The sequence below is a fragment of the Bacillus sp. C-3-6 genome (assembly GCF_054509685.1).
Map to the genome: position 1 here is coordinate 2447941 of NZ_CM137247.1, position 12226 is coordinate 2460166.

The 12226-nt window shown below is 32.7% G+C and carries 19 protein-coding genes, 1 pseudogene and 1 riboswitch; of the genes and pseudogenes, 18 read left to right on the forward strand and 2 right to left on the reverse strand.

Annotation, left to right across the window (positions count from 1 at the left end; translation table 11 throughout):
- The first annotated feature begins 4 nt into the window (after positions 1-4).
- The 7 genes and pseudogenes from ACW0JX_RS12460 (at position 5) to ACW0JX_RS12490 (ending at position 5428) form a co-directional block, all read left to right on the forward strand.
- Positions 5-919, forward strand: coding sequence for a D-alanine--D-alanine ligase (locus tag ACW0JX_RS12460; RefSeq protein WP_061660682.1), 915 nt, complete (start codon positions 5-7; stop codon positions 917-919).
- Positions 920-992: 73 nt separating this feature from the next.
- Positions 993-1098, forward strand: a riboswitch (TPP riboswitch).
- Positions 1099-1225: 127 nt separating this feature from the next.
- Positions 1226-1915: a thiaminase II gene (gene tenA, locus ACW0JX_RS12465; RefSeq protein ID WP_075719332.1), complete on the forward strand. Its 690-nt coding sequence runs from the start codon at positions 1226-1228 to the stop codon at positions 1913-1915.
- A 397-nt stretch (positions 1916-2312) separates the two neighbouring features.
- Positions 2313-2576: a DUF3937 domain-containing protein gene (locus tag ACW0JX_RS12470; protein WP_002082716.1), complete on the forward strand. Its 264-nt coding sequence runs from the start codon at positions 2313-2315 to the stop codon at positions 2574-2576.
- A gap of 542 nt (positions 2577-3118) precedes the next feature.
- A complete protein-coding gene (locus ACW0JX_RS12475) occupies positions 3119-3436 on the forward strand; it encodes a heterocycloanthracin/sonorensin family bacteriocin (RefSeq protein ID WP_098127273.1) in 318 nt (105 codons plus the stop codon).
- A gap of 152 nt (positions 3437-3588) precedes the next feature.
- Positions 3589-3720 (forward strand): annotated as a pseudogene (locus ACW0JX_RS12480) (site-specific integrase); the annotation flags it as partial.
- A 209-nt stretch (positions 3721-3929) separates the two neighbouring features.
- Positions 3930-4415, forward strand: coding sequence for a homoserine dehydrogenase (locus ACW0JX_RS12485; protein ID WP_098127274.1), 486 nt, complete (start codon positions 3930-3932; stop codon positions 4413-4415).
- A 311-nt stretch (positions 4416-4726) separates the two neighbouring features.
- A complete protein-coding gene (locus tag ACW0JX_RS12490) occupies positions 4727-5428 on the forward strand; it encodes a pPIWI_RE module domain-containing protein (protein WP_459245742.1) in 702 nt (233 codons plus the stop codon).
- Between the two features lie 38 nt (positions 5429-5466).
- Here ACW0JX_RS12490 and ACW0JX_RS12495 read toward each other — a convergent pair whose 3' ends face one another.
- On the reverse strand, positions 5467-6576 hold the full coding sequence (locus tag ACW0JX_RS12495) for a site-specific integrase (protein WP_016081497.1): 1110 nt from the start codon (positions 6574-6576) through the stop codon (positions 5467-5469).
- 546 nt (positions 6577-7122) lie between these two features.
- Between ACW0JX_RS12495 and ACW0JX_RS12500 the strand changes: the two genes are divergently transcribed.
- The 3 genes from ACW0JX_RS12500 to ACW0JX_RS12510 all read left to right on the forward strand — a co-directional run bounded on the left by ACW0JX_RS12500 (position 7123) and on the right by ACW0JX_RS12510 (position 8741).
- Positions 7123-8274, forward strand: coding sequence for an AimR family lysis-lysogeny pheromone receptor (locus ACW0JX_RS12500; RefSeq protein ID WP_016081496.1), 1152 nt, complete (start codon positions 7123-7125; stop codon positions 8272-8274).
- A gap of 37 nt (positions 8275-8311) precedes the next feature.
- Positions 8312-8458: a hypothetical protein gene (locus ACW0JX_RS12505; RefSeq protein WP_000720921.1), complete on the forward strand. Its 147-nt coding sequence runs from the start codon at positions 8312-8314 to the stop codon at positions 8456-8458.
- A 154-nt stretch (positions 8459-8612) separates the two neighbouring features.
- Entirely contained in the window at positions 8613-8741 is a 129-nt protein-coding gene (locus ACW0JX_RS12510; RefSeq protein WP_000836783.1) for a hypothetical protein, read from the forward strand.
- A gap of 37 nt (positions 8742-8778) precedes the next feature.
- Here ACW0JX_RS12510 and ACW0JX_RS12515 read toward each other — a convergent pair whose 3' ends face one another.
- On the reverse strand, positions 8779-9132 hold the full coding sequence (locus tag ACW0JX_RS12515) for a helix-turn-helix domain-containing protein (RefSeq protein ID WP_000491236.1): 354 nt from the start codon (positions 9130-9132) through the stop codon (positions 8779-8781).
- 200 nt (positions 9133-9332) lie between these two features.
- Here ACW0JX_RS12515 and ACW0JX_RS12520 point away from each other — a divergent pair, with 200 nt between their 5' ends.
- From ACW0JX_RS12520 to ACW0JX_RS12555, 8 genes are read left to right on the forward strand one after another with little or no spacing between them, the layout of a single operon-like run.
- Complete coding sequence (locus ACW0JX_RS12520) at positions 9333-9524, forward strand: helix-turn-helix domain-containing protein (protein WP_000854271.1); 192 nt, start codon at positions 9333-9335, stop codon at positions 9522-9524.
- A 54-nt stretch (positions 9525-9578) separates the two neighbouring features.
- Positions 9579-9845 carry a helix-turn-helix domain-containing protein gene (locus ACW0JX_RS12525; protein ID WP_000522030.1) on the forward strand — a complete coding sequence of 89 codons (267 nt, stop codon included), beginning with the start codon at positions 9579-9581 and terminating at the stop codon, positions 9843-9845.
- The gene (locus ACW0JX_RS12530; RefSeq protein WP_000390287.1) at positions 9845-10009 is read left to right on the forward strand and encodes a hypothetical protein; all 165 of its coding nucleotides are present in this window, start codon (positions 9845-9847) and stop codon (positions 10007-10009) included. The genes ACW0JX_RS12525 and ACW0JX_RS12530 overlap by 1 nt, the downstream gene beginning before the upstream one ends.
- 57 nt (positions 10010-10066) lie before the next feature.
- A complete protein-coding gene (locus ACW0JX_RS12535; RefSeq protein ID WP_071714878.1) occupies positions 10067-11122 on the forward strand; it encodes a DnaD domain-containing protein in 1056 nt (351 codons plus the stop codon).
- A 3-nt stretch (positions 11123-11125) separates the two neighbouring features.
- On the forward strand, positions 11126-11404 hold the full coding sequence (locus tag ACW0JX_RS12540; protein WP_016081493.1) for an AbrB/MazE/SpoVT family DNA-binding domain-containing protein: 279 nt from the start codon (positions 11126-11128) through the stop codon (positions 11402-11404).
- The gene (locus ACW0JX_RS12545; RefSeq protein WP_016081492.1) at positions 11397-11756 is read left to right on the forward strand and encodes a hypothetical protein; all 360 of its coding nucleotides are present in this window, start codon (positions 11397-11399) and stop codon (positions 11754-11756) included. Before ACW0JX_RS12540 ends, ACW0JX_RS12545 begins: the two co-directional genes overlap by 8 nt.
- Positions 11757-11774: 18 nt before the next feature.
- Positions 11775-11942 (forward strand): DUF3954 domain-containing protein, encoded by a 168-nt coding sequence (locus tag ACW0JX_RS12550; RefSeq protein WP_000717828.1) that lies wholly within the window; start codon positions 11775-11777, stop codon positions 11940-11942.
- 26 nt (positions 11943-11968) lie between these two features.
- Entirely contained in the window at positions 11969-12220 is a 252-nt protein-coding gene (locus tag ACW0JX_RS12555; protein WP_016081490.1) for a hypothetical protein, read from the forward strand.
- Positions 12221-12226 lie beyond the last annotated feature (6 nt).

The following is a 12226-nucleotide window of genomic DNA, read 5'->3' on the forward strand; positions in this document are numbered from 1 at the left end:
GAAAATGAAAATCGGTGTTATTATGGGCGGGGTATCGTCTGAAAAACAAGTTTCAATTATGACGGGGAATGAAATGATTGCTCATTTAGATAAAAATAAGTATGAAATAGTTCCAATTACATTAAACGAAAAAATGGATTTAATTGAAAAAGCGAAAGACATTGACTTTGCATTGCTCGCATTACACGGAAAATACGGAGAAGATGGGACAGTTCAAGGAACACTGGAGAGTTTAGGGATTCCTTATAGCGGAAGTAATATGTTATCTAGCAGTATATGTATGGATAAAAATATTTCGAAAAAGATTTTACGTTATGAAGGTGTAGAAACACCAGATTGGATTGAACTTACAAAAATGGAGGATCTAAATCTTGATGAGTTAGATAAGTTAGGATTTCCATTAGTGGTAAAACCAAACTCTGGCGGATCGAGTGTCGGGGTGAAAATCGTTTACAATAAAAATGAATTGATCTCAATGCTAGAAACTGTATTCGAATGGGATTCTGAAGTAGTAATTGAGAAGTATATAAAAGGTGATGAAATCACATGTTCTATTCTGGATGGAAAACAGTTACCTATAGTTTCAATTCGACATGCAGCCGAGTTCTTTGATTACAATGCAAAATATGATGATACTAGTACAGTTGAGGAAGTTATCGAACTTCCAGCAGAAATTAATGAACGTGTAAATAAAGCTTCACTGACTTGTTATAAAGCATTAAAATGTAGTGTTTATGCAAGAGTTGATATGATGGTGAAGGACGGAATTCCATATGTAATGGAAATTAATACATTACCAGGGATGACACAATCAAGCCTATTGCCCAAAAGTGCAGAAGCAGCGGGAATTAGTTATAGCAAACTATTAGATATGATTATTGAAACATCATTAAAAGTTAGAAATGAAGAAGGGTTTTAAGGAGATTATATAACTAATTCTTTTGACAGTTTCACGAAGTATGCTATGATGAATACATTATAAAAACAAAATATTTATCCACTAGGGGGGCCTTTTATAGGCTGAGATCAAATGTGATTTTGAGACTCTTAGTACCTGATCTGGTTAATGCCAGCGTAGGGAAGTGGGAAAGACGTTGCTATTTAATGAGTAAATAAATACTGTCAATTTCACTTTCTTTACGCCTGTAAAGAAAGTTTTTTTATTTTACAGCTTTAATAATTGTGGATAAATACTTATATTTTATACATTATTGGAGGGATTTAAATGACTTTTTCACAATCATTACGTAAAGAAGTAGATTCAATTTGGGAAGCGAGTTTTAACCATCCTTTTGTAAAAAAACTTGGTGAAGGAACATTAGATTTAGCTAGTTTTCGCTATTATGTGCTTCAAGATTCATATTATTTGAGTCATTTTGCTAGAGTACAAACTTTAGGAGCTGCAAAAGCTCTTGAATTAGAGACGACAGCTCGTATGGCACATCATGCTCAAAATACATATGAGGCCGAGTTATCTTTACATGAGAATTTTGCTAAAAAGCTAGGGATAACAAAAGAAGAAAAAGATAATTTTATTCCTGCGCCAACTGCATATGCGTATACTTCACATATGTATCGTGCTGCGTATGAAGGGCATTTAGGAGATATCATTGCAGCAATTTTACCTTGCTATTGGTTGTATTATGAAATTGGCGAACGCTTAAAAGAGTGCCAGCCGGAAGAGCCAATTTATAACGAATGGATTTCTGCTTATGGATCTGATTGGTTCCGTACGCTAGTTGAAGAACAAATTACACGTTTAGATACTATCGCTGAAAAAGTAACAGAGGTAGACCGCAAACGTATGAAACAGCATTTTATTATTAGCAGTCAATATGAATATTCATTTTGGGAAATGGCTTATACATTAGAAAAGTGGCCAGTGGATACAGACGTAAAAGACGTAATTGGATAAAGAATAGAAATAATGTTATAGATAGGTATGAATCATACCTATCTATATATTTTTTCTTGTCAAATTTGCGTAAAGTCATTAGTGCTACGGATATGGCGAAATAAAATATCGATAATTTAGCTCATTTACTTGTCTACGCAATAACTGGATAAACTTCTGTCACATTTATTTTACAATCAAAGAACGTAAATGTTGGTGGTATGAAGTTAAATAAGAAAAGAAACCCGAGCTGTTAGCTGTAACGGAGTTGTTTTTTCTTTGCAGGAATTTCTAAATTATCATGGAGTGTTGTTAATACGATATGCAAATATGCATATCGTATTTTTTTGAGTTCTTTATGTGTTAAAATTAGATATAAAGATATGGAAATATAAAGAAGCAAAAGCAGGAATATCCAATGAATTTTGAGAGGTGTTATATGTTTACAAATAAGAAATTAATTCGATTTGGTTTATCGTTGTTTGTATTTTTAGGGATAATTAATTTTACAATCAGCTATTTCCAAACATATCTTGAAACAGCAGCAGATATTAAATGGGTAATTCCAGAAATTTGGAAAACTATTTTGCTAGATGTTCCTCAAGGTATACTTGTTCTTTTAGGCGCAATTGCTTTATATGATTTCACAAAAGAGGCATCACAAAAAGACGCATCAATCTAAGTGTGTCTTTTTTCTATTAGGAATTTCATAGAGAGTTTTGCTGGAGAAATAGAATGAAAAGCCCTAATAAGGGTTTTTTTCTTTGTAGGAATTTCTTATCCGTCATAGAAACCGGTTACTTGGAGGTGTTATAGCGAAAGGCATTTACAGTACAGAAAAATCTAAGCGGCAGACGGAAATATATAGGATATGGCAACATAATTATTGAGAAATTAATTGAATTTAGTAGGTATGAAGATATGACGCTAGAATTCATATTTTTTAATTTTTATTTATCCCGCATTAACGGGCTGTTCGTAAAAGCCTGATTGGTGAGGGATAATAATTAGCGGGGGATGAACACCCCCCACTGATTAAAGTTTCACTTTATAAAAATGAGCCCATAGCAAAAATAGGTATATGAACAAGGTGCATCATTTAGTGATAAGTCATACTTTGTTGGTGTACGTATTGAACTTAGTTTATAGCGCTATTTTTACTTAGATGTAACGAACAGAAATATAGGGAAGCATCAATGAGGTTGTATTTTATAAACGGAGGTTATGAAAATGAATCAGTTTCAACAAGAACTACAAGCGTTAAGTCTTAATGATTACCGGTCTGGAAATATTGTCTATTGGGACCAGCAAAACCAATATCCATATTACTATATTGAAGATGCTGCTCGTCGCTGTGGCGGTTGTGGTCGTTGTGGTGGAGGTCGTTGTGGCGGATTCCGTTGTGGTGGATTCCGTTGTATTGGTTGCTTCGGTTGTTTTGGTTGCGGAGGTTGCGGAGGTTGTGGTGGTTGCTCTAACTGTTTTGATGGTTTTAGTGGTACTACTGATACTACTGGTACTATTATAACGTATGAATATTGATTGCATTTATCCTGCTATTTGCAGGGCAGTAAGACCCTAAAAAAATTCAGCGGGAGCAAAGAGAAGTTCGGTGGCGGACTACCCATAAAAGCCCAATTGGTGAGGGCTAATTAAAGTTTCACCTTATCAATTAAAAAACATTAGTTTTATATATGTACGTGCCGACAAAGAATATAGCCATTATTAATGGATATATTCAATCATTCAAGTGAAAGAGTAACAATAAGATATATAGGTGTAATCAAGAGGTGATGGATAAAGCAATGACTAGATTTAAAATCTAATCATTGCTTTTTTCTTATGGTTTTATCATCAAATATCTGTCTGGTTTAGGGATTGATTCCTTCTAGCTAATGAATTCATTACAACTTTGTAAGGTTAATGTAATGTTAATCGATAGTAAGTGAAGATGCTTGAGTGTAATTTAAATAAGATTAAAAAGTACTGTTTATCTATAAAATAATTGGGTAAATAATATGTAATTAGGAAGTGTATGAATATGATTGAACTAAAATCTATTATCCATTCGTATAAACTAAAGAGAAAAATAGCTAAAGATTTATACGGAAAAAGAGATGAATTGACACTGTTATTAAATGAATTTAATAAAATGAAATGTACAGTAACATCTGAAAAGAAGAAAAACAATATATTATCTCGTTTGCAACTAATTTATCAAAATATGAAATTAGATAAGCAGTATCCTCTATCAGTTGCTTTTGATAGTAAATTATTGGAGCGATTAGAAAAAGAACCTCTACATACTATTGAGGATGGTGTAACATGTTTACATCTAATGTTAGATGTGAATTATGAGAAAATAAAACAATATGGTTCGAGTACAAGTAGGTCATTTGTTCCATTATCGCAGTCTTCTATTTGTCTTGCTGATTGTATTTGTTTAACAGTAGTTGTAGTAGGTTTACTAGGAGCAATTTCATTTGGGGGATTACTGTTATCTATATGTTCAATTACATAAAGGTTGATATTTGTAAAAAGGGCACCGAATTAAGGTGTTCTTTTTTGGTTTTTTTGTAAAGATATTGTAAATGATAAGTACAATGCATTAAGTATAATGTATAATTCGAATGTATCGAAAGTAAAATATAATAGAGGTGTTATACATGATAATTACTTTGAATTTTTAAAAGAGTCGGTTTGATAATAATTTATGTAGATAAACAGTTTTTACGTTTCTTTTAAATACTTGGTTTAAATGGATTAGATTAAGTAACTATTGTTCTAGCTTTTTGATAATCAAGACAACTGAAGAAAGGAAGGAATCATTTTATGAAAAAATTAAGGCTGCTAACATTTGAAAATATAGTAGAACCCCTTTTAAATGAAAAGGTATCATTTATATACTTTCCTATTGAATGGCTGGACATCGTAGAGATACATTATAAGACATTTTTATTAACGAGTAAGTTGAAACGTTTGAATGAAAGATTGTATGATATGTTTTCGGATATATTGTTTATTCAGCATAACCCGTACGTATTAAATGAAAATACACCATGGATTGTATCGAAAGAACCTATTAGACAAGAGCAGCTCGATTATATTTTTCAAAGTTGGTATGAGATTATTCATGATTGGAAACCAAATAGATTAGTAGAACCACCAAAATATGAATGGCAATCCGATTTGATTTCTAATTTGCCAGTACTACATGATATTGAAACGTATTCTAAGTGGGTGCCCGCTTTAATCTCACATATTTTTTGTGAGCGTCCTATATATTTAGAAAATACAAATGAAGAAGAAATCTATTTTTCCCCTCTTAGATCACAAAATATTTGTGAGGCGATGTCAGGGCCGATAAAAGATGAAAAAACACAAGATTTTTTCTCCTATGTATATCGATTCGAATGCATAACCCGCGGTGGTGAGAACGCTCCATTATTAAATATTTCAATAGGGATTCGGAGATTTTATCAAGAATATAAGATGATAGGTCAAACAAACCTTGATATAACAACGTTTGTTTGACCTATTTTTATGATTTGCAAACATTTTGCAAACATACGTTATCCAAAGATGCTTTTACCAAAGTTTTTAACGGCTTCTTCTTGCATATTCGGTAAAACATGAGAATAGACACTTAATGTCATTGAAATATCTGTATGACCTAATCGCTCACTGATGATTTTAGGGTTAACTCCTTGTTTCAATAGTAGCGTTGCGTGTGTATGTCTTAAATCATGGAATTTAATTTCTTTTATACCTACTGTGTGTGTCGCCTTAATGAAACCTTTTCTGAAAGGTGCTCTTTTTATGATTCTTCCAAACTCATTACAATTTATTAAATCTTGATCTAGATATGCAGAGCCAAACCTTAATTTCTCTTTATTAATTAAAATTTTATGTTTTTTTAAGGCGGCTATTGTTTCATTAGGTACAGGAATTGTGCGTTTTGATGAATTTGTTTTTGCAGTTTTTTTGATCTTATTGTCATGACCAGATGTTTGATTTATTGTAACGGTATGTTTTTCAAAATCAATATCCTGCCATCGTAAACCTAAAACTTCTCCCAGACGCATACCTGTAGTTATTGCAAGTAGATACCCAATGTGATATCGTGATTCTTGTGAATGAGCTAAAAACTTTTTTACTTCTTCCTCTGTCCAAGTCTGGATAGGGGTTTTTTCTTTTTTAGGTATCTCAGCAAAATCTGCTGGATTTCGAGAAATAATATTTTGTTTTACAGCTAGGTTTAAAGCGCTCTTTAAAATTCTATGCATAAGCAGAATAGAATTGTTTGCAATCCCTTTATCTATCGCAGTCTTATAGCATTTTTGAATGTGCATAACATTTAATTTATGGAGCGCGACCATTCCTATACTAGGTATAACATGTTGGTTGATAAATGCCCTATAGCCAGCAAAGGTACTCTTTTCTATGCTCATACTTTTAATTTCTAGCCAATGATTTAGGTAATCTTTTAGCGTAACTTTAGATGGCTCTATAAAAGTTCCTTCATTCAACTCTGTAATTTTCTTTGCCACATCAGCCTGTGCTTCTTTTTTTGTCTTATACCCAGAAAACCACTTCTGTCTTCTTTTTCCCGTCTCTGGATCAGGCCCAATATCAATAACAATACAATACTTATTTCCTCTTTTTCGAATATGTCCTTTCACTTAAAACACTCCTTCATTTGTTTTGAATCATGTTGTATAAGTCTAGTTGTAATTTTGCTGCTATGAAAATTACATGTTTGGACATATCAGCGATGGATATATTTTACCATATAAAAATAAATTCAGTTATAGTGTAGGGGGATTCATTTGTTGTTAAATAATAGTGAAATGTCTACTCCGATTATTAAATGCAATATTGCATATTTTTTTAGGAAGTCTACAAAACAAGGAATATATTAATATTTTTAACTTTCTCAAGTATTTTCAGAATATGAGAGAATAGATGTTTGGGTTATTTGTGATAGAATATTCTTAATAATATAATTTGACGGAACGAAAAAGACCCATAGCGTGTGTAATTGTGCTGGGAACACTTTTACACCGTTTGCCCTAATTGTAGTAGGGAAAACATTTGCCATGAGCCTTTTAGTTACGACTATGCGTAACATATACGGCTAGTATAACACAACTTTTAGATGTAATTCATCATTAAGGTGCGTTTTCATGATAGGGAAGTGTGTCTTGTTCCAATAAGGGGGACAAAACATGTGGAAAGCTCTAAATCAAATGGAAAAAGAGTTATGTGCAGCTGGAATAAGGAAAAATAAACTAGCAAATTATTGGGGAGTTAAGCCAAGTACTGTTACAAAAGTTTTTAAAGGTAACACAGACATGAGTTTTGGCTTTCTTTCTAAGACAGTCATCCTATTAAACAAAGGCATACAGGTTCAAGAAAATTTATTAACAAATTATATAAATGTTACGAAACCAAAATCAGAAAACTTACGTGAGGCAATGGAGGATTTAGCTTTAAGGGGAAAGTTTAATCTATTAATTAATATTATAAATAGTGAATCACAATCAAAGGTAGCAGAAAATAGAGAATTTGCTAATGTGTATCGAATTATATATAGACGATATATAGGTGAGATTGATGCTATACAGTACCATAAGGCATTAAGCCTCGAAAGTAAATCAATAAGAACCTCAGAGATGGAAGTGTTAATTGAAATTTTATTATGTCAAGCACAATATCAATCGGGTAATTTTACTTCTTTAAATGAGCGATTAAAATCTCTTGAAATAAAACTAAATAAAATAAGTAATAGGTACATTCGAGAATGTTATAAATTAAGATATAAAGAAGCCATTGCGGTTACTTCGTTGCAGGGTGGTGAAGTCATTGAAGCAAGGCATGTTAGCATGGAACTATTAGATGATCTTGAATGGGATAACTTTTTTTCTTTTCCAAAAGTAAATGCATATTTAAAGCTAGGAGAATCGTATGTTTTTTCAGCGAATGAATATGAGAAGGCAAAATATTATTTGGAAAAGACTCTTGAAGTGCTAGGGGATAGTAAGATTAATGGAATTGAGAGAAAAAGAAAAATGGTGCATCATACATTATCATTTTTAAAGATTCATCATGATAAAGAAATTAGTAGCATAGATGTTGTTCATCCAGGTGAACTAGCATATTTAAGGATTAAACAAGGTAAGAGGGTTGAAGCGAGAAAACTATTGATTCAATTAAAAGAGAAGAATGGAAGGTTAACAGACATACAGACTGCATATTTAGGTTTAACATATGAGGGTACTAAAAAAGAAGAGTTAATGAAACGTTCTCTTTTGATGTGTCAAAAATCAGGGAATATATTTTATTCAAATTTACCAAAAATACACTTGGGTTTAATTTGAATAATTGGTATAATTGTCTTCGGAAAGAGGTGAAATAATGAAAAAAATAATTACAATCATTCCTGCGCTATTAATAGCTGCTACATTATTCATTAACACTGATTCTATAAAAGAAAAACCAAGTACAAATGATTTAAAACCTACAATTCAACACATGATGGTTGACCCTGGTGGCGGCTGGTAAAATACATAATAAAGGTTTATATATATTACAAATGACATCGTCTTAATTGACGATGTCATTTGTAGTTTTAGGAGAAATTTCTTTTTTTGCTGAAAGAAGAAAAAAGAAATTATTGTAAAAAAATACCAAAACACAAAGAGGGAGATTGAAGAAGATGAAGAGCAAAGAAGGGGAAGTTAATCTAATTAAACAAGCTTTATTACTTTTGCAAGAAGAGGATAATCCAAAAGAGAAATTATTTTCTATCTGTTTGAGTGAATCCAAAAAAGAAAAAGTTATGTAAAAAAGACTATCTAACTTTTTTGGATAGTCTTTTTACACTACATATTTCCTTTAGATTTTTCGTAGTTCACAAACATCTCTAATTGCTCTAACGCTTTTTTTCGTTGTTCTTCAGGTAAGTCATTAATGATCTGAAGAATTTCATGTGCTTCTTTTGTTAACTGTAAGTCTTCACCCGCTGTTAAATCTGGTGAATCAGATAAACCTAACAAATAATCTGTTGTTACTTTTAAATAATTTGCTATCTTCTGAAGTGTACGTGTACCGGGTGCTTTTTTTCCCTCAACATAATTATAAACAGAAACATGACTAACACCAATTGCATCAGCTAACTGTTGTTGGGTGATGCTCTTCTTTTCAATTAATGATTTCAATCTCTCATGACTAAACATAATAAAAAACACCCCAAGTTTATTTTATATGAAATTATTTTTTCTTGATTACTATTATGGTGTCACACTGTCATTATATATTAACTATCAGTTAAGTGGAAAGGGAATTTTTTTGAAAAAAGTTTTGGGAAACACTCGAACTTAACTTTAGGTTAAGTTATTATGTAATTAACAACAAAAACGGAAGAGAGGAGTTGTTTATGAAAACTCTAAAGCAGCTACGTGTAGAACAGGGATATACATGTAGGGAAGTAGCTGAAGCCGTTGGTATTACTGAAGTTTATTATTGGTATATAGAAAACGGGAAGCGTCGACCTTATTATGATTTAATTGTGAAAATTGCTGAGTTTTTTAAAGTGAAGTTAGATGCAATTAAAATTTTTTGTCCATAACTTAACCATAAGTTAAGTTATGTTTGGTTAAGTAAATTAGAAAGGAGCAAAAAAATGGGATTAGATCAAATCATTAAAGAGTCAATCCGTGAAGTTGTTCGCGAAGAAATTCAAGCAGCTTTAGCTTCATTCCAACAACAATCACAACCAAACAAGGTAATGAGGGTGAAAGAAGCAGCTGCTTACCTCAATATAGCAGTTTGTAGAATGTATGAATTAGCAAATCACCCACATTTTCCAGTGATTAGGGAAGGTCGTAAATTACTTTTCTTGCAAAAGGATTTAGAAGCTTGGCTTGAAGCACAAAAGGAAGTGATTTAGTGGAAGATACAACATCATTAGCTATATTAGCGATATTAATTGCATGTGGTTCATGGTTGTTTTACATAACCTATGAGCCGATAAAACAATGGGCTTGGAGTGATGTGAAGCAAAGTAAAAAGACCCATGGCAGTGGGTCCTTTTCAAAAAATAAATTGTTATAAGTATACCACGGAAAGTAGGGAAATAGCACATTGGTTTTATGAAAAGGAGTGAAAGCTATGAACAACAAGGTATTGCAAATAGGGCAAATAAATTTTCGCGGCAATGTTATAGATCATGGATGGTTTAAAACACTTACATTAGATAATGGTAAACCTAATATTGTTGCAATTACTATCTTAGGAGAAATTGTTTATTGGTATAAACCTACTGAAGTAAGAAGTGAAGAATCTAGTCAAGTTCAATATAAACAAAAGTTTAAGGCAGACACGCTTCAAAAGAGTTATCAACAATTAGCCGATTCATTTGGGTTTACAAAAAGACAAGTAAAAGAAGCATGTGACTTTCTGAAAGAACGTGGACTTATAAAAATTGAATTTAGGACGATTCTTGTTAACGGAACTAGGTGTAATAACGTTATGTATGTTGAACCTGTACCTGAAATAATTCAGAAAATATCTATTATATATTGGGGAAATGGTAACCCTCCTACACTGAAAAGTAATAGCCCTATTACTTTAGAAAGCAAGAGGGTCTTACATTCTAAAGCAATACCCTCCTACGATAAAACGGAAGAGTCTCTTACACTAGAACGTAAGACAAATACAGAGATTACTACAAATATTACTACAAATATAAATGATGATGATGCTACTTCATCTCAGAAATTAATTGATCAAGAATTTAAAACTAGTTACAACTTTTTACTTGAAAAGGGGATTCCGTTAAGTGAAATTGCAATTCAAGAATTAGGTGAGTTTTGCGATAGATTCGGTAATGAATTAGTTATTCACGCTGTTAATAAAGCAATTGATGAAAATGTACCAAAGTGGAGATATATTCGTAGTATTTTAAGTAGTTGGGAAAAGGAAAAAGTAAAAACATTAAATGATGTTGCTGCTTTAGATACTCGATTTGAAATGAGTAAGAAAAACAACAAACGTACTGGTAAAGGTTATTCCAAACGAACGGAAGTTGTACCGGATTGGTTACGCAAACAAGAAGAACAAGAGCCAATACAGCAGCCACAGCAAACTCAAAGCGATGATCTTGAAGATAATAAGAAACGTTTGGATGAGATTCTAAATAAATATAAAAATACTAAAGGAGAGTAAGGGATGAAAAACACAGGCGTTGCAAGAAAAGTAGACGAGCTAGGTCGTGTAGTAATTCCAGTAGAGTTACGCAAAACTTTAGGGATGGCCGAAGGAACGGCACTAGATTTTCATGCCGATGGTGAAAACATTGTTTTAAGAAAACATGAAAAGTCATGCTTTGTAACGGGTGAAGTTTCTGAAACCAACATAGAGTTGCTAGGTGGCCGAATGTTTTTAAGCAAGGAAGGGGCAAGTGAATTACTGGATTTTATTCAGAAGAGTGGGCTGGCAGATGCCTAAGCAACTAAACATTTTTGATGTAGAGCCAGCAATTTGTGAGTTCGATGTACTGAAGGCAAATGTGAAGAGAGGAACTGGACGCACTACATACGCTGACGTACGCGTCCAGGTTCCAACGAATGCAAAGTGTACGGATGAATTACCACGCACAACTAAACAAGATGATCGCTATGATATTTTTGAACAGTATGTAATCGCAATATGGAGATTTCAAAGAGCTGTAGATAAGTTTTTCAATTGGGATACAGCTGAAGAATTGTGTAAGGCAGCAAGGGATAAAAAAGAAATAATTCCGGTACGGGTTTATTTAGGAAGTGGTTTTAAACCTGATGTTGTCGAGTACATGCGGTAGTAAAAAGGAGAGGGACATATGAAAAAAATAGAAATCGATGTTAGTAGCAACAAACTTTTAATAGTGAAGGACGGAAATGTAACAGTAGTAAATCCGCCAATGAGTGGATTCGGTGAGCAAGTTGCGGTTTGGGTAAACGGTAAAGTTGATCGTGTAGATACTAAGTTTACTGAAAAGATAAAATAATTTTTTACTAGAAAGTAGGTTCGCTTATGAGTGTAGCGAGAAATCATGAAGCGATGAAGGAATCACGGTTGAAGGTATACATTGCTTTAGAAGAAGCTAACTTCATTTGGGATGAAAGAGATGTAATTCTTTTTCGTGAAATGTGGAGTCAGGGCATGAGCTTGCCAAAGATGGCAAAAGCGTTAAGAAGGCACCAAGCGGAAGTTGCACTCCTTGTAATAGATCAGGCTGATAAGTATTTAATTGAAAATCGTCCGTTAGGATTAGGAATTTGCTAAATAGGA

What these genes read in the sequence shown, in the direction of transcription:
- ACW0JX_RS12500 (WP_016081496.1), top strand. Translation starts at nt 7,123, where the DNA reads ATGTGGAAAGCTCTAAATCAAATGGAAAAAGAGTTATGTGCAGCTGGA.
- ACW0JX_RS12550 (WP_000717828.1), top strand. Translation starts at nt 11,775, where the DNA reads ATGAAAAAAATAGAAATCGATGTTAGTAGCAACAAACTTTTAATAGTG.
- ACW0JX_RS12520 (WP_000854271.1), top strand. Translation starts at nt 9,333, where the DNA reads ATGAAAACTCTAAAGCAGCTACGTGTAGAACAGGGATATACATGTAGG.
- ACW0JX_RS12545 (WP_016081492.1), top strand. Translation starts at nt 11,397, where the DNA reads ATGCCTAAGCAACTAAACATTTTTGATGTAGAGCCAGCAATTTGTGAG.
- ACW0JX_RS12460 (WP_061660682.1), top strand. Translation starts at nt 5, where the DNA reads ATGAAAATCGGTGTTATTATGGGCGGGGTATCGTCTGAAAAACAAGTT.
- ACW0JX_RS12510 (WP_000836783.1), top strand. Translation starts at nt 8,613, where the DNA reads ATGAAGAGCAAAGAAGGGGAAGTTAATCTAATTAAACAAGCTTTATTA.
- ACW0JX_RS12535 (WP_071714878.1), top strand. Translation starts at nt 10,067, where the DNA reads ATGAACAACAAGGTATTGCAAATAGGGCAAATAAATTTTCGCGGCAAT.
- ACW0JX_RS12505 (WP_000720921.1), top strand. Translation starts at nt 8,312, where the DNA reads ATGAAAAAAATAATTACAATCATTCCTGCGCTATTAATAGCTGCTACA.
- ACW0JX_RS12475 (WP_098127273.1), top strand. Translation starts at nt 3,119, where the DNA reads ATGAAAATGAATCAGTTTCAACAAGAACTACAAGCGTTAAGTCTTAAT.
- tenA (WP_075719332.1), top strand. Translation starts at nt 1,226, where the DNA reads ATGACTTTTTCACAATCATTACGTAAAGAAGTAGATTCAATTTGGGAA.
- ACW0JX_RS12525 (WP_000522030.1), top strand. Translation starts at nt 9,579, where the DNA reads ATGGGATTAGATCAAATCATTAAAGAGTCAATCCGTGAAGTTGTTCGC.
- ACW0JX_RS12470 (WP_002082716.1), top strand. Translation starts at nt 2,313, where the DNA reads ATGAATTTTGAGAGGTGTTATATGTTTACAAATAAGAAATTAATTCGA.
- ACW0JX_RS12540 (WP_016081493.1), top strand. Translation starts at nt 11,126, where the DNA reads ATGAAAAACACAGGCGTTGCAAGAAAAGTAGACGAGCTAGGTCGTGTA.
- ACW0JX_RS12485 (WP_098127274.1), top strand. Translation starts at nt 3,930, where the DNA reads ATGAATATGATTGAACTAAAATCTATTATCCATTCGTATAAACTAAAG.
- ACW0JX_RS12515 (WP_000491236.1), bottom strand. Translation starts at nt 9,132, where the DNA reads ATGTTTAGTCATGAGAGATTGAAATCATTAATTGAAAAGAAGAGCATC.
- ACW0JX_RS12555 (WP_016081490.1), top strand. Translation starts at nt 11,969, where the DNA reads ATGAGTGTAGCGAGAAATCATGAAGCGATGAAGGAATCACGGTTGAAG.
- ACW0JX_RS12490 (WP_459245742.1), top strand. Translation starts at nt 4,727, where the DNA reads ATGAAAAAATTAAGGCTGCTAACATTTGAAAATATAGTAGAACCCCTT.